18 protein-coding genes and 1 pseudogene are annotated in these 14256 nt (G+C 71.7%); 7 read left to right on the top strand and 12 right to left on the bottom strand.

The window, feature by feature from the left end:
- Nucleotides 1-96 precede the first annotated feature (96 nt).
- Both ACW9J6_RS19870 and ACW9J6_RS19865 read right to left on the bottom strand, forming a co-directional pair.
- Entirely contained in the window at nt 97-1101 is a 1005-nt protein-coding gene (locus ACW9J6_RS19870; protein WP_457118235.1) for a DUF2891 domain-containing protein, read from the bottom strand.
- The gene (locus tag ACW9J6_RS19865) at nt 1086-2045 is read right to left on the bottom strand and encodes a hypothetical protein (protein ID WP_457118234.1); all 960 of its coding nucleotides are present in this window, start codon (nt 2043-2045) and stop codon (nt 1086-1088) included. Before ACW9J6_RS19865 ends, ACW9J6_RS19870 begins: the two co-directional genes overlap by 16 nt.
- A gap of 69 nt (nt 2046-2114) precedes the next feature.
- Here ACW9J6_RS19865 and ACW9J6_RS19860 point away from each other — a divergent pair, with 69 nt between their 5' ends.
- Entirely contained in the window at nt 2115-3068 is a 954-nt protein-coding gene (locus ACW9J6_RS19860; protein ID WP_457118233.1) for a LysR substrate-binding domain-containing protein, read from the top strand.
- Nucleotides 3069-3080: 12 nt separating this feature from the next.
- Here the strand turns inward: ACW9J6_RS19860 and ACW9J6_RS19855 are convergent, their stop codons facing one another.
- The 3 genes from ACW9J6_RS19855 to ACW9J6_RS19845 all read right to left on the bottom strand — a co-directional run bounded on the left by ACW9J6_RS19855 (nt 3081) and on the right by ACW9J6_RS19845 (nt 4155).
- Nucleotides 3081-3281, bottom strand: coding sequence for a hypothetical protein (locus tag ACW9J6_RS19855; protein ID WP_457118232.1), 201 nt, complete (start codon nt 3279-3281; stop codon nt 3081-3083).
- A gap of 58 nt (nt 3282-3339) precedes the next feature.
- A complete protein-coding gene (locus ACW9J6_RS19850) occupies nt 3340-3654 on the bottom strand; it encodes a polyhydroxyalkanoic acid system family protein (protein WP_457118231.1) in 315 nt (104 codons plus the stop codon).
- 126 nt (nt 3655-3780) lie between these two features.
- Nucleotides 3781-4155: a septal ring lytic transglycosylase RlpA family protein gene (locus ACW9J6_RS19845; protein WP_457118230.1), complete on the bottom strand. Its 375-nt coding sequence runs from the start codon at nt 4153-4155 to the stop codon at nt 3781-3783.
- Between the two features lie 352 nt (nt 4156-4507).
- Between ACW9J6_RS19845 and ACW9J6_RS19840 the strand changes: the two genes are divergently transcribed.
- Complete coding sequence (locus ACW9J6_RS19840; protein WP_457118229.1) at nt 4508-5698, top strand: DNA methyltransferase; 1191 nt, start codon at nt 4508-4510, stop codon at nt 5696-5698.
- Nucleotides 5699-6324: 626 nt separating this feature from the next.
- On the opposite strand, the gene ACW9J6_RS19835 is transcribed toward ACW9J6_RS19840, so the two are convergent.
- Entirely contained in the window at nt 6325-6717 is a 393-nt protein-coding gene (locus ACW9J6_RS19835; RefSeq protein ID WP_457118228.1) for a response regulator, read from the bottom strand.
- 372 nt (nt 6718-7089) lie between these two features.
- Here ACW9J6_RS19835 and ACW9J6_RS19830 point away from each other — a divergent pair, with 372 nt between their 5' ends.
- On the top strand, nt 7090-7650 hold the full coding sequence (locus ACW9J6_RS19830) for a carboxymuconolactone decarboxylase family protein (RefSeq protein WP_457118227.1): 561 nt from the start codon (nt 7090-7092) through the stop codon (nt 7648-7650).
- A 340-nt stretch (nt 7651-7990) separates the two neighbouring features.
- Complete coding sequence (locus ACW9J6_RS19825; RefSeq protein ID WP_457118226.1) at nt 7991-8374, top strand: hypothetical protein; 384 nt, start codon at nt 7991-7993, stop codon at nt 8372-8374.
- Between the two features lie 111 nt (nt 8375-8485).
- Here the strand turns inward: ACW9J6_RS19825 and ACW9J6_RS19820 are convergent, their stop codons facing one another.
- The gene (locus ACW9J6_RS19820) at nt 8486-9103 is read right to left on the bottom strand and encodes a hypothetical protein (protein ID WP_457118225.1); all 618 of its coding nucleotides are present in this window, start codon (nt 9101-9103) and stop codon (nt 8486-8488) included.
- Between the two features lie 320 nt (nt 9104-9423).
- Between ACW9J6_RS19820 and ACW9J6_RS19815 the strand changes: the two genes are divergently transcribed.
- A complete protein-coding gene (locus ACW9J6_RS19815; RefSeq protein ID WP_457118224.1) occupies nt 9424-9876 on the top strand; it encodes a hypothetical protein in 453 nt (150 codons plus the stop codon).
- A gap of 50 nt (nt 9877-9926) precedes the next feature.
- Here the strand turns inward: ACW9J6_RS19815 and ACW9J6_RS19810 are convergent, their stop codons facing one another.
- The 5 genes and pseudogenes from ACW9J6_RS19810 to ACW9J6_RS19790 all read right to left on the bottom strand — a co-directional run bounded on the left by ACW9J6_RS19810 (nt 9927) and on the right by ACW9J6_RS19790 (nt 13379).
- Nucleotides 9927-10103 carry a CsbD family protein gene (locus tag ACW9J6_RS19810; RefSeq protein WP_457118223.1) on the bottom strand — a complete coding sequence of 59 codons (177 nt, stop codon included), beginning with the start codon at nt 10101-10103 and terminating at the stop codon, nt 9927-9929.
- Between the two features lie 149 nt (nt 10104-10252).
- On the bottom strand, nt 10253-10507 hold the full coding sequence (locus ACW9J6_RS19805; protein WP_457118222.1) for a recombinase family protein: 255 nt from the start codon (nt 10505-10507) through the stop codon (nt 10253-10255).
- A gap of 98 nt (nt 10508-10605) precedes the next feature.
- A complete protein-coding gene (locus tag ACW9J6_RS19800) occupies nt 10606-11010 on the bottom strand; it encodes a MucR family transcriptional regulator (RefSeq protein ID WP_457118221.1) in 405 nt (134 codons plus the stop codon).
- 223 nt (nt 11011-11233) lie between these two features.
- Nucleotides 11234-12060: pseudogene (locus ACW9J6_RS19795) on the bottom strand (TonB-dependent receptor domain-containing protein); the annotation flags it as partial.
- Between the two features lie 575 nt (nt 12061-12635).
- Nucleotides 12636-13379 carry a DUF1003 domain-containing protein gene (locus ACW9J6_RS19790; protein ID WP_457118220.1) on the bottom strand — a complete coding sequence of 248 codons (744 nt, stop codon included), beginning with the start codon at nt 13377-13379 and terminating at the stop codon, nt 12636-12638.
- A gap of 219 nt (nt 13380-13598) precedes the next feature.
- Between ACW9J6_RS19790 and ACW9J6_RS19785 the strand changes: the two genes are divergently transcribed.
- Together ACW9J6_RS19785 and ACW9J6_RS19780 are read left to right on the top strand one after the other, a co-directional pair.
- Nucleotides 13599-13859 carry a hypothetical protein gene (locus tag ACW9J6_RS19785; RefSeq protein ID WP_457118219.1) on the top strand — a complete coding sequence of 87 codons (261 nt, stop codon included), beginning with the start codon at nt 13599-13601 and terminating at the stop codon, nt 13857-13859.
- Nucleotides 13860-13933: 74 nt separating this feature from the next.
- Nucleotides 13934-14239 carry a hypothetical protein gene (locus tag ACW9J6_RS19780; RefSeq protein ID WP_457118218.1) on the top strand — a complete coding sequence of 102 codons (306 nt, stop codon included), beginning with the start codon at nt 13934-13936 and terminating at the stop codon, nt 14237-14239.
- Nucleotides 14240-14256 lie beyond the last annotated feature (17 nt).

Here is a 14256-nt window from a genome sequence, read left to right as displayed (position 1 = left end):
TCCGACAATATCGGGTAGAGAGATCGTCGGAGTATCAGACCCGTCGGGCTCCCGGACGGGTTCCGACGACGCGGCGGCTGGAACGCGGATCCCGCCCTACGCTTCCAGCGCCAGCAGCGCGAAGCTCGCCAGCCAGTGCTCGCCCATGTAGTCGTCGGCGAGGTGGGGCAGGCTCGCGGCGAGGTGGCGCTCGGCGGCCTCCCGCATCACCGGCACCCGGGGATCGCCGGGCTCCAGGGCCGTCGCCAGGGCGCGCCAGCACCACGCCCGGCTGAGGTTGAGCCCGTCGAGATGGGCGATCTTGCCGTCGCTGCGGTCGGTCACCTCGGCCGGGCGGAACAGGGTCGCGGGCTCCCCCGCGGCGAGGCGCGGCAGGAAGCGGTCCAACCACGGCCGGAAGCGCTCGGGCGCCCACAGGCGGCGCAGGCACTCGGCCTCGATCAGGGCGGAGGACAGGAAGTCGTCCCCGCCCGGCTCGCCCCAGGCGGGGCAGTCCGCGTCGGCGCCGTACCAGCGCTCGGCCGTGGCGCAGAGCAGCGCGGTTAGGGCCTGATCCCCGGACGCCTGCGCGTAATCGGCGCCCATGCGCAGGGCGAAAGCGGTGTTGAAGTGGGTCCCGACCCGCACCGGGTAGGGCGAGACCGGCAGGAAGTCGCGCAGGCGCCGGGCCACGATCTCGGCGAGGGGTGCCAGGGCCTGCGCCCAGCGCGGCTCGGGGAGCCCCTGCAGCTCGGCGGCGAGCCGCAGCAGCCAGGCCCAGCCGTAGGGCCGCTTGAAGCCGCGCGCCGTGGGGGCGAGGAAGTAGGCGCATTCCTCCGCGACCTTGGCGGGCACGATCTGGCGGTCGAACAGGTCGCGGATCGCCCCGGCCCAGGGCGCGTGCGGATCGCGCCGCAGCAGGCGCGTCAGCAGCCAGTAGCCGTGCACGCAGGAATGCCAGTCGTAGCTGCCGTAGAAGACCGGGTGCAGGGCGGCGGGCGTGCGCGCGTCCTCCGGGCCGGCCAGCACGTGGTCGGGCTTGTTGGGGTATTCGCGGGTGACGTGGCCGAGGGTGAGCGCCGCGAAGCGGGCGGCCAGGTCGGTCGTCAGGACGTGCGGCATCGGGGATCTCCCATCGGTTCGGCGCCGGGCCTGCCCAAGGCACGCCGATGGCGCAGGACGGACTGGAACAGGCGCGGCAGGGTGTAGATCGGGACCTGCGCGGCCGCGAAGATCAGCACCATGGACGGCGTGGCCGCGGTGCCGAGCGCGGACCAGACCAGTCCGACGTTGCGGTTGCCGAGAATCAGCCCGGCGCTGGCCCGCGCCGCGAGACCGCCCGGCCGGAGCGCCCCGAGCGCCTGCTGCCCGAGATTGACCGCGAAGGCGAGGGCGACGGCTTCCAGCACGGCGCGGGGCTCCGCCCTCAGGCGATCCTGCATCCCGGCCATGGCCGCGACGGCGAAGACCGCCAGCGCCGCCACCAGCAGGGCGTCGAGGGCCGAGCGCTGCCCGGCAAGCCGTGGACCGGCCCAGCAGCGCAGCAGCGAGGCCGCGAGGGCGGCTGCGCCGACCAGCGCGGCCATCCGCCCGGCGAGGGCCAACGGGTCGATCGCGATCCCGCCGAGGGACCGGGCCAAGGCAGGGACGGTCACGGGCGCGGCCGCGGTCGCGGCCAGGGTCACCGTCAGGGCCATCGCCCCGTCGAGGCCGAGCATCCAGGCCAGTGCCGCCGTCCCGGCCGAGGGCGGAGAGGCCGCCGCGAGGACGAGCGCCGTCACGAGGTCCGACGGCCCGCCGGCCGCGTGCGCCAGCCAGCCGACCGCCAGGGGACAGCCGATCGCGGCCAGGAGCGTCAGCGCGAGCACCGTGGCGGGGCGGCGGACGCACGCGGCCACGTGGCGCCCGTCGACCCGCAGCAGCGTGCCGACCAGGAGCACGAAGATGGCGCCGGACATCGCCGGGCGCGCCAGGTCCGCCAAGCGGGGCCAGGCCAGCCCGAGACAGAGGCCGAGCCACAGCATGAGAGGACCGCGCGCGGTGATGCCCGTCAGGATCTGCGTCACGGCCCTTCCTCCCCACGGTGACGAGACCCTATAGCGGGGCGTCATTCATCCGTGAAATCGATTGATGCCATGCCGATCATCGCCGGGAAGAATATCGCGGGCGTCGACCTCAACCTCCTGGTCGCGTTCGAGGCGCTGCTGGACGAGCGCAGCGTGACGCGGGCGGGCGCGCGCATCGGCCTCGCGCAACCGTCCATGAGCGGCGCGCTGACGCGGCTGCGCGCGCTCTTCGGCGACGACCTGTTCCGCAGGGCACCGGGCGGGATGGTGCCCACGCCGCGTGCGATGGCCCTGGCGGGTCCGGTCCGCGAAGCCTTGCGGCAGGTGCGGCTGGCCCTCGACCCGGAGGCGCCCTTCGATCCGGCCACGACCCGGCGCCCGTTCCGGATCGCCGTGACGGATTACGGGGACCTCATCATCGTGCCGGCGCTGGTGCGGGCCCTCCGGGCGCAGGCTCCGCGAGCCGACCTGCAGGTCCATCCGCTCGGCGACGCGGACGCGGCTGCCGAGCGCCTGGAACGGGGCGACCTCGACCTCCTGGTCGGCGGCCACCTGCCCCTGCCGCGGACCGGGTCTCGGCATCTCCTGTTCGAGGAGCGTTTCGTCGCCATCTGCGCGGCGTCGCGCGCGGCGGATTACGCGCGCCTCGATCTCGCCGGCTACGCGGCCCTCCCCCACGCCCTGTTCTCACGTGCGGGCGGCGATCACGCACCACCGGTGCTCGACGCTCTCCTGGCGCGGCACGGTCTGCATCGCCGGGTGGCCCTGCGCCTGCCCCACGCCACCGCCCTTCCCTTCGCGATCGCCGGGACCGATCTCGTGGCGGCCCTCGCCGAGCGGGTGGCCCGGCGCCTCGCCGCCGTGGCGGAGATCGCGGTCATCCCGCTCCCGGCGGAGATCCCGCCCTTCGCCGTCGACGCGATCTGCACGCAGCCATCCTTGCTCGCGCCGCCGGTCCGGTGGCTTGTCCGGCAACTCGTCTCGGCGGGAGCGCGCATCGCCGCCCAGCCTCCCGCGGGATGAGGCCGCGCCCGCTCACATCGTCGGGTTGGCCGGCCCGGTCGGCGACGGGTCCGGGGTGATCGCCGGGGAGTGGCCGGGATCGTTCACCGGGATCTCGGTCGGTGTCCCGCCGGGCGCCTCCTGGGGCACGGTGGTCGGCGTATCGGGACCCGGGCCCGGCGAGGGCGGGACGGGGTCGTAGGGCTGGTCGGGCGGGGAGCCGGGATTGGTCACGGGCGGCCTCCTTGGGCGTGTCGACACCCAACCGGGTCCTGCCGCAGGAGTTCCGGGCCTACTTCTTCGTCAGGAGCTTCACGCCGTTCTGATCGATCGCCTGCTGAATCCGGCCGGCGAAGAGGGAGAGGATCAGCGGCAGGTTGACCTCGACGCGCACGGAATCGGCCGCCACGTCGATGTGGCCGTCGACCTTCTGGTTGAGGGCGCCGACCAGGAAGGACAGGCGCTCGCCCTCCCAGGACGCCTCGGCCATGCTGAGGCCGGCCTTCTGGAGCAGGGCCTTCGCCTCCCCGATCCCGCCGTCGAGGCGCCGATGCGCCTCCGCCAGGCCGAGCTGGTGGGGGATCACCACGACCAGGGGTTTTGCCATCGCGTCAGTTCCCTTCCTCGGCCCCGGACCGGAAACCCGGAGATATCCCATCCGCGCCGCCATTCCATAGTCAGCGTGACGGTTCCGAGAAACCCGAACGTGCGAGGAGGGATCCCGGGTCCGCCGTCAGTCGATCCGCTCGAGGGCCACGCGGGTGACGCCGCCCATGCCGATCGCCCGGGCCGAGCCCCGGCTGAGGTCGATGATCCGCCCGCCCGCGAAGGGGCCGCGGTCGTTGATGCGCACCACGACCGAGCGGCCGTTCGCCGTGTTGGTGACCCGCACCCGGGCGCCGAAGGGCAGGCTGCGATGGGCCGCCGTCAGCCCGTTGGGATTGAAGCGCTCGCCATTCGCCGTCTGCCGGCCCGACGCGTACCAGGAGGCCCGGCCGGTCTGGGCCTCGGCCGGCCCGACGGCGCCCAGCGCCCACAATCCGGCCAGGGCCAGCGCCCCGCCGAAACATCCCGCCATCGGTCGACGCACGACTCGTCCGCTCTTCATCCCGCATTCCCTGATTGTTGATCGATGCCCGATCAATCATCCGAGAACCGGACGAAAATTTGGCCGCACCCATGCGCCAGACGGGACCCTTGCCTGCGCGTTCATCCTGGCCGTCAGCTTCAGTCGGGCGGTTTCGTCTTCGGTCTGCACTGGCCGATTGCGGCATTCGCCGGACCCTCAACGCAGGCAGCCGCAGGCCGATCTTCACCGATGGTGAGATCTGCTGATCGCGCGCGGCACCCGGCAAAAATTGCAGCCCCAATTCGAGACGCGGAGTGTTTCTGCGGGCAACGCGGCCTTTACCCTGCCGGGGCCAAGGTCCCGCCTGTCAGTCGCGTAACCGGTGTTCGCCATGGCTTCCCCGCGTACCGCGGTTGCCGGCGCCGCCGCCCGGAATCAAGTCTCGCGTACCGGGCGTGCCGCGTCGGCGCCGCGGATGGGTCTTCTCCCCTCCTCGCCGCGTCTTCCCCTCGACGAAGTCCTCCTCGGCGACTGCGTCGCCGCCCTCGACGCGCTGCCGCCGTCGAGCGTGGACCTCGTCTTCGCGGATCCGCCCTACAACCTCCAGCTCGGCGAGGGCGCGCTGCTGCGGCCCGACCAGAGCGCCGTCGACGCGGTCGACGACGACTGGGACCAGTTCGCCAGCTTCGAGGCCTACGACGCCTTCACCCGCCAATGGCTCCAGGCCTGCCGCCGGGTGATGAAGCCGAACGCCACGCTCTGGGTGATCGGCTCGTACCACAACATCTTCCGGGTCGGGAGCGCGCTGCAGGATCTTGGTTTCTGGATCCTGAACGACATCGTGTGGCGCAAGGCCAACCCGATGCCGAACTTCCGCGGCAAGCGCTTCACCAACGCCCACGAGACCCTGATCTGGGCCTCGCGCAGCGCCCAGAAGGGCTACACCTTCCACTACGAGGCGCTGAAGGGCGGCAACGACGACCTGCAGATGCGCTCGGACTGGTTCCTGCCGCTCTGCACCGGCGAGGAGCGCCTGAAGGGCGGGGACGGGCGCAAGCTGCACCCGACCCAGAAGCCCGAGGCCCTGCTCGCCCGCACGATCCTGTCGGCCTCCAATCCCGGCGACGTGATCCTCGACCCGTTCTTCGGGACCGGCACCACCGGCGCCGTCGCCAAGCGGCTCGGACGCCGCTTCATCGGCATCGAGCGCGAGCCCGCCTACGCGGCGGCGGCCCGCGCGCGGATCGCGGCGGTGGAGCCGCTCTCGACGGCGGCGCTGCTGACGGCGCCGGCCAAGCGCGCCGAGCCCCGCATCCCCTTCCTGGCCCTCATCGAGGCGGGCCTGATCCGGGCCGGGATCGAACTCACCGACGAGCGGCGGCGCCACCGCGCCCTCGTGCGACCGGACGGCACCCTCAGCGTCGGCCCGGCCTGCGGGTCGATCCACAAGATCGGCGCCCTCGTGCAGGGGCTGCCGGCCTGCAACGGCTGGACCTTCTGGCACCTGGAGCGCGGCGGACGCCTCGCGCCCATCGACGACCTGCGGGTGGAGATGCGCGCGCGGCTCGGCACGGCGGCCTGAACGGCCCCGCCGCGTCATCCTGACCCCGCTTGATCCTTTGGCGATGGCTGCCGCAATCGCTGCGGGATGGCGGATCCGGGCTTCGCTCAGGCGTGCGGAGCGAAGCGCCGCCACGCGGGCGTGCTGATAGGGGCTCCGCTTTGATCAAGCGGATCCCGGATCAGGTCGTCACCGGCTTCGCTGTCCCTCGCGCATGAACATGTGTGCTGATTGGCGGTGACGATATTGAGTCACTGATGCCGGCACGTCGATGCCCGTGCAGGAGCCTCTCTCGAGCAGGCGACGTGCGCGCAACGCTCCGCGACGAGATCATCAGCGGAACGAATGAAGAAGACACAACATCCCTCATGCTGAGGTGCGACCGTAGGGAGCCTCGAAGCACCCCTGACGCGTGCTCCAAGACAACGGCTGCTTGGACGGACTGTTCTGGGGTGCTTCGAGGCTCCCTACGGTCGCACCTCAGCATGAGGAGTGTAGTGCGCCCCCGGAGCGTTCAGCCGATGATCCCGTCGCGGAGCGTTGCGCCCACGTCGCCTGGTTGAGAGGGGATCACCCCGCGCCACGATCCCGGAAACGGGGTGCCCCAGATCTCGCAGCAACCACAATGCCGCGGGAGCGCGTTCGAGTTAGGGCGCGTTGCGCGGCGGCAGCAGCGCGCCGATCTCGCGCAGGAAAGTCGAGGGCCGGAAGGGCTTCGGCAGCACGCGCACGGCGCCCGGCAGGTGGGCCACGTCCGGCCAGGCTCCGGAGGCCATCACCACGCGCAGGCCGGGCCAGCGGCGCTGCGCCGCGCCCGCGAAGGGCGCCGCGCCGCTCACGTCCGGGTCGGTGACGAGGACACGCGGGCCGGACTCCTCGCCGAGCCCCCCCTCGCCCAGGAGGCAGAGCGCCGCGTTCCCGTCCCGCGCCGCCGCCACCCGGATGCCGCTGCGTGTCAGGATCTCCCCCATGAGGTCGCGCAGGAGCCGGTCGTCCTCGACGATCAGGACGTCCGCGGGCGGCTCGGTCTGTTGCGTCATCGCTCGCCCTCTCCTGGTGGCGCCCGGCCTACGCAATCCCAACACCGGTCATGCTACCGACAGCGCAGATGGAACCGCAATTCAGACGCGCTGTCTAGACCTTCTGGGCTAAGCTCAGAGGCCCGAAATGCGGAGATACATCGCCCAGATCCCCAGAAGGATCCTTGTTCCTCAGCGGAAGAGAGGCCGCGCCCACCACGTCAAGCGTGTGTCCGGCGCCCGCGGGAGCCGGTCCCGCCGCGGCGCGGCCGGCCTGTTCCCGGATCGCGCTCGCGCTACCTGCGGGGCGTGGCCGGACCCGCGCCGGATCGCGCCCGGCCACGCGACGATCCGCCAGGATAGCCAGCCGATCGCGGCTGCGGAGACCCTGCCATGCGCCTGCCCCTGATCCCGCCCTCCGCTCTCAGCGCGGAGCAGCGCCCCCTCTACGACGACATGCGCCGAGGCATCGAGACGAGCTTCAAGGGCTTCAAGGCGATCGGCGACGACGGCGCGCTGATCGGGCCCTGGAATCCCTGGCTGCACTTCCCGCACTTCGGCGGGCCGGTCTGGGAACTGGTGAAGGCGCTGTCCGCCTCGCCCAAGCTGCCCAAGACCGTGCGCGAGGTGGCGATCCTGGTCACCGGCACGCATTTCCACTCGGGCTACGAACTCTACGCCCATATCCTGGTGGCGGAGCTGCGCGGCCTCTCCGACGAGACCATCGCGACGATCTGCGCCGGGCAGCGTCCCGCCGACCTGCCGCGGCCCGAGGCCATCGCCTACGACGTGGCCTCGGCGCTGGTGTCGGGTCGGCTGCTGCCGAAGCTCAACTACGACCTCGCCAAGGCGGAGTTCGGCGAGGAGGGCGCGGCGGAGCTGATCTACCTGATCGGCCTCTACTGCTCCGTGTCGATCATCCTCAACGGCTTCGACGTGCCGATCCCCGAGTGAGGCGGGATCCGCTCGATCGGAGCGGGCCCCGCCTCACCGGTCCGCGCAGCGGGGCGGCGGCGGGGCCGGAGCCGGATGCCGGAGCCTGATGCCGAAGCAAGGAGCGGGAGGCCGGCCCGCCGGCGGCCCCTGATCATGAGCGTCCGGCCCGATGACGGACTGGCTCCGGACCTCCCGCAAGATTCCGCGCTCGCCCGGATTCCGGAAGAGCGCGACCGCCCGTGACGGGGCGCCCCGGCGACCGCCCGGGACCGGGATCGATCACCACTCGGTGAGACGCGGAACTTGGCCGGACCCGCCGGGCCTATCCGGTCGGACCACCGAGCAACGAAAGACCCGCATGTTCCGCCTGATCCCCCTCCTGGTGGCGAGCGCCGCCCTGGCCGGCTCCGTCGGCGCCGCCCAGGCCCGCGACCGCCACAATGACCGTCCCATCGACCGTCCCTTGCGCCTCACGGTCCGCCAGGCCGCGCCCCGGCACGTCGCGGTGACGGACGACCTGCGCCGGCTCGACCGGCTGGACGCCCGCCTGATCCGGAACGGTTTCATCCCGGTCTCGCGCCTGGAGCGCCGGCCCCTGCCCTCCTCGCCCTACTACCCGGCCCGCGACCCGAGCGGCGTGGTGGGCTTCAGCGGGCCGCCCGGGATCATCGGCGACAGCGTCGGCAGCCTGAGCCCCCTGCCGCCGGGCTCGCCGGCCAGCCTGGACGGACAGCTCTACTGATCGGCCCTGCGCTCGATCGCAGCGGGCGGCGGCGCTTCGCACCGGCCGCCTGACCGAAACCGGTCTCCGCATCGCGCGGCCATCGATCGGCCGCCCCGAGACGGGACAGCGCTACTCCGCCGCCTGGACCGACAGCCCGGGGGCGGGCGCCTGCGCCGCGGCGAGGCGGACGGGCGGCCGCTCCCACATGACCGGATCGCTGGTCAGGCGGAGCCGGCGCGCCTCGCGGCCCGGCGTCACCGCCTCGACGCCGACCTCCACGATCAGCCGCTCCGGCCGGGCGCGGCGCCACAGGCCGGGCGAGGGCGGCGCGACGAAGAAGTGGAGGCGGCCCTCGCCGGGATGGTCGCCGGGCCCGGCGCCCGGTTCGTACCGCTTGCGGTCGTGGATCTCGCAGTTGGGCGACAGAACCGGCCTGTAGGCGAGGTGCGCGTAGCCGCCCGAGGGCCGGACCTCGGCGGCCGAGACCGTGGCGCCGCGGGGATGGCGGACGCGGACGTAGCCGATCCGGAACCGGTTCCGCGCCGGATCGCTCAGGCGGATGTAGAAGAGCTGCCCGTGCGCCTCCGGCGCCGCGTGGCGGCTCGCGTGGAGCGACCACAGGCTCTCGGCCGCCCTGCGCTCGCTGCGCCGCAGGTGCTGCAGGGTCCGCCAGCTGATCAGCACGCTGGCAATCGAGGCACAGGTCAGAAGACCGAGGATCAGCATAAGCTGCGGCGGACCGGCCATCGCGCCCCTCCCTTCACGCTGAATCAATGGCCAAGATTAGCGAATCCGGCGGATCTGTACAGTCCCCTGGGAGACATCACGGCGATGCCTCGGGGCGATGTGCGTTTCATGATTGATAGGAGAGAAAAATCTGCGCGGAATATCAGTCAATCGTGCGCTATCCGATCGGCAGCATGGCGCCGCGGGGACGATCGCAGGGCACGCGCGGCGCATTTCAGGTCTGGGAAACGGGGCGGCTCCGTAGTCTGCACCGTTCCGGATGTCCGCATCGGCGGTCAGAGTTAACGCAATCTCAACGCGCCTCGACCGGAGCAGAATCGATGAAGTGGACCCTTCTGTCCGCGGCCACCCTCGCGGCGGCCCTCGCGGCGCCGACCGGCGCCGAGGCCGGCGGATACGGATATGGCGGCGGCTACGGCCGCAGCTTCGGCGGGTACCGCGCCGCCTATCACGGCGGGTACGGCCGCTACGGCTACGCGCGGTACGGCTACGGCCACCGCGCCTTCTACGGCCATCGCGGCTACGGATACGGCTATCGGAGCTACGGCTACCGGTCCTACGGCTACCGCCGCGGCCTCGGATGGGGCGGCGTCGGCACCGCGCTCGGATTCGCCGCCGGGACGGCCTACGGAGCCGGCTATGCTCCGGCCACCTACGATTACGGGAGCTACGGCTACGGCACGTCCTACGCGCCGGCCTTCTACGGCAGCTACGGCTACGGGGCCTACGCCCCCGTCACCTACGGCGGCTACGGCTACGGCTGCGGCTGCTGAGGCGCTGCGAACCGGGGACCGGGTCCGGACGGCGGACCCGGTCCCGCCGGTCAGCTTTTGCCCTTCAGGGCGTCCTTGATGCCGCCGACCGCGTTCTGGACCTTGCCCTTGACCTGATCCGCCACGCCCTCGCTGCGCAACTTCTCGTCGCCCGTCAGCTTGCCGGCGCCTTCCTTGATCTTGCCGCCGACATTCGTGGCAGATCCTTCGACCCGATCCTTGTCCATCTCTCTCTCCCTGGCCGATACTGGTCGATCAGGGTGAGGAAACGGTGCCGCCGTACCCATCGTTCCATACGGAGAGACCAGAGCCGGCCGGCCGTGCGGCGGATCGCGACCGGCTGGGAGACGCGCCCGGCCCACCTCGCGGGGCCGGATCAGGTCCTCTGCAGGATCCGGCGCACCTGAACGGCGCTCCAGGCCCGGCCGCGGGCGGTCGGGATGCCGCGCGCGTTCAGCGCTCCCGCGATCTCGCTGAGGCTGACGGCACCGGCCGCCTGCACCTCGCGGATCAGCGGCACGGTCAGCGCGGCGCGCTCGGCCGCCGCGGCCGTGCGGGTCGCGACGCTCCGCTCGATGCCCTTGTCCCGCATCCGGCGCAGACGGGCGAACTTGTTGTGTCCGGACTGCATCGGTCTCGATCCCGAGACCCCCTCGCGTCTCGGCTAGCACCGGGATGGCGCCCCCACAAGGGGGACCCGCTCCCCGCGCGGCGGATCGCCGGGCCGCCTCAGTCCTTCCGGCGTCCCAGGCCGCTCGCCTTGGCGAGTTCCGAGCGCTGCGCCGCGTAATTCGCCGCCACCATCGGGTAGTCGGCCGGCAGATCCCACTTGGCGCGGTACGCCTCGGGCGTGAGGCCGCGGGTGCGCAGGTGCCGCTTGAGCGACTTGTAGGGCTTGCCGTCCTCCAGGCTGATGATCGCGTCGGGCGTCACCGTCTTCCGGATCGGGACGGGCGGGACCGGGCGGGCCGCCTCCGGCGACTTGGGGGCGGCAAGGCCGCTCAGGGCGCGATGCACCCCCTCGACGAGGGCCGGCAGCTCCCCTTGGGGCAGGGGATTGTTCGAGACATAGGCTGCGACGAGCTCTGCGGTCAGGTCGATGAAAATCGGATCCGGCAACGATTGTTCAGGCATGTCTACCCCCATCTCTGCCTGGAGATGTCGATGCCGACCTGAAAAAAGTCAATGCGCGCGGGCCCGGCTGGCCGATTTCACCTCGCGTTCGACGTGCAAGCGGTCCGTCCTGTCATCCCGGCCGGAGCGGAACCCTGCGGTAGGCTGCCGCCGAGGCGGACGGGTCCCGCCCGACCCGGAGCCCCCCTGTCCCTGGCGATCGTGGCGTCGGCGCTCCCCTAGAGGCCGTCACGAAGAGACGGACGCTGCGCCCGGGGAGCCGCACCTCGTCCTTCTTGAACGATGCGGCGTTGCGGATGTCCGCGTTCAGGAGGTTGCGGCCTTCAAGCCCCAGCGTGACCTCGCTGGCGCCGTAGGCGGCGGGGTCCAGCGCCCGGGTGGTGCTGACCTCGGCCCGCAGGTCGTTCCAGCCCGGCGTCGGGGTTTCGCGCGGCGCGACCTCGGTGTGCGCGAAGGCGGCAGCAGGTTCACCCGCGCGAACCAGCCCCCCGCGCGCAGGAAGAGACCGCCCCCGACCCGGTAGGGCGGGATGCGCGGCACGTTGGTCCCGTCGTCGAACCGGGCGCGCACGGTGTCGAACTGCCCCTCGACCCCGAACCAGCCGTCGCCCACCGGGATGGCATCGAGTTGCGCGGCGACCTCGGAGCCGTGGAACGTGGCGTTCCGCTGCCGGTAGACGATCTGCGGGCTCTCCGTCCCCTGGCCGCAGGAGGCGAAATCGGTGTCGCAGAGCAGGCCCGTCTCGGCGCGGTAGATGAAGCCCGTGATGCGCGTGACGTAGGCGGTGGCGTCGAGCCGCAGCGGCCCTTCGGCCCGGCGCAGGCTCGCCTCCAGGGTGCGCGCCCGCTCCCGCCGCAGGGTCGGATTGCCGATCTCGAAGGTCGCGGTGGCGTCGTGCGGCCCCTGCGAGACCATCTCGTAGGCGGTCGGCGCCCGCTCGACGGAGGAGCCGTTGAGGCTGGCGACGAACCCGGCGGGGAGGGCCTGCAGCGCGCCGAGGCTGGCGCTGCGCGGGGCGAAGCGGCGCGTCAGGGGGTATTGCGCCGGGTCCTGCAGGTCGAGCTGACAGCGGCACGGTTGCGTCGTCTCGCCGAAGCCAGCGTCCCTCACAGCCCGGGCCGTCTCTCCCATACGGGCTTGCGGATACACACTCCGGGATGTGCGCGTGCCCTCTCCCTGCATGCGGCTAACGCATGCAAACAGCACAGGAAACCATGTTCTGAATCAGGAGGATGATCGTTCCGATCGATCAGACATCGAGCGGATCCGTCATCGCTCAGCCGCACCCGCTGCGTGATCGCCAGCAGGGCATCGCAAGGCTCGATCGACGCCGATCAAGCTGAAGTCTGCTCGATGTCATCCCGTTAGGTGAGGGTGAGCCACAGCGTCAAACCCGGCTCATGGCAACAAACCCGCCTCAGCATGAGGAGTGTTGTGTTTTCCAGAAGCGTCCAGCTGATGAGCCGACTACAAAGATCTGTGCACACGGGAGCCGCATGCGCAGAGAGCGCATGCGATGTCGACCACCGGTCCCGACCGACGACCGGTGCCTCCGCTCCCGACGGGTCGCCACGCCGTCGGCGTCGTGCCGAACCGTCGCGATCGCGGCCGGGAGGGGCGGCGCCTCAGCGGCGCCAGCGCTTGTCCTGCATGATCTCGAGCTGGAGCTGCTGGATCTCGGCCAGCCGCTGCCACTGCTTCGTGATCAGGTGGTCGACCTTCTCGTGGAGATGCCGGATCTCGAGCTCGGCCTTCAGGTTCACCCGGTAGTCGTTGAGGGAGCGGAGGCGGTCCTTCTCCTCCTGGCGGCGCTGGCTCATCATGATGATGGGCGCCTGGATGGCCGCGAGCGTCGACAGCACCAGGTTGAGCAGGATGAACGGATAGGGATCGAAGGCCTTGCTCTCGCCCTCGTAGAGGTTGATCGCCATCCAGACGGCGAGGACGACCGCGAAGGAGATCAGGAAGGCCCAGGAGCCGCCGAACGAGGCGAGCAGGTCGGAGACCCGCTCGCCGAAGGTCCGGTGCTCCTCGAACTCCTCCTCGACGTTCTCGGCGATCGTCTCCTGATTGGCGATGCTCTCGGCCACCTGCTTGTCGAGTTCCGAGAACTCGCCGTGCTCCTCGCGGAGCATCTCCTCGACGTAGACGTTCCGGTAGCGGTTGACCTCGCGCCGATCGACGAGCGCGTCCTCGGGCAAGTCCGGAAACTCCGCCCGGATCCGATCGACCAGAGCCGGGCGCAGCGTGTCCAGACGAACCAAGTCTTTCTTGGGTCTTTCCCGCCCGGTGACCGCACAGGAGAACCGCTTCGCGACCCCACTCTCGTTGCCGGTCTCCAGATCTACGGTCGTTTCGGGCTGATCCATGAGGCTCTCGTCGGGCGCGCGTTAGGTCAGGCTGATGTGACGCCCGAGTATGACGCTTACGCGACAGGCCCGTTCCGTTCCTGCCCCAGGGATAGGAATGCGCCGGCTCCGCCCCCGCGGCTTTGTGCGGCAGGGGGCGGGGCGCACCGCGCCCGCGATCCCGCGTTGAGGCTCAGCCCGGGCGCCGCCGCGCATCGGGCCGGACGAGGAGGAACCCCGATGCCAGCAGGCGCCGACGCGCTGTCCGACCGCGCGCTCTCGATCTTCACCTTCGCGGCCTACCACCATCTCGCGACGAGCCAGCCGATCCGCGCCGTGGTGCGGCAGGACGATGCGGGCCATAGGGCGGATCCGGAGGGCGCCGCCGAGGTCGAGTCGCGCGGTTACGCGACCCTGAGCGACGACGCGATCACCTTCACCCCCGAGGGCGTCGCCGTCGTGGAGCAGATCGTCCGCGGCATCCGGCAGGCCGCCGCCTGAGCCGCCGCGCGGCCCTCCCCTCGCCGATCGGCCTTCGGCGCCGATCCGTCCGACGCATCCGCAGCGAAAGCCCCATGCCGCGCGCCGTCACGTGCCAGATCGTCGAGAGAGCGGGGGCCGGGTTCGCGGTCGTCGGGATCCTGGAGCCCGACACGATGATCGTGCAGGAGGGGTTCGCCACGCCGGCCGCCGCCGAGGCCTGGATCGACGGGCTGCGCGCGATCATGGCGGCCTGCGGGGCCCCGGTGCGCCGCGGGTCCACGGTCGCGATCGCGCCGAGCGCACCCCGCGATCGGGCCGCTCCCCGTCCGTCGCGGACGGGGCGCGACCCGCGGCCGCCGCGGGCGGGCTGGGTCCGGCCGGGCGGCCTCGACCCGTGACCTCCGGGCGCGGCGCG

Source organism: Methylobacterium sp. JK268, from assembly GCF_054052225.1.
This window is presented reverse-complemented; position numbering and strand designations above follow the sequence as displayed.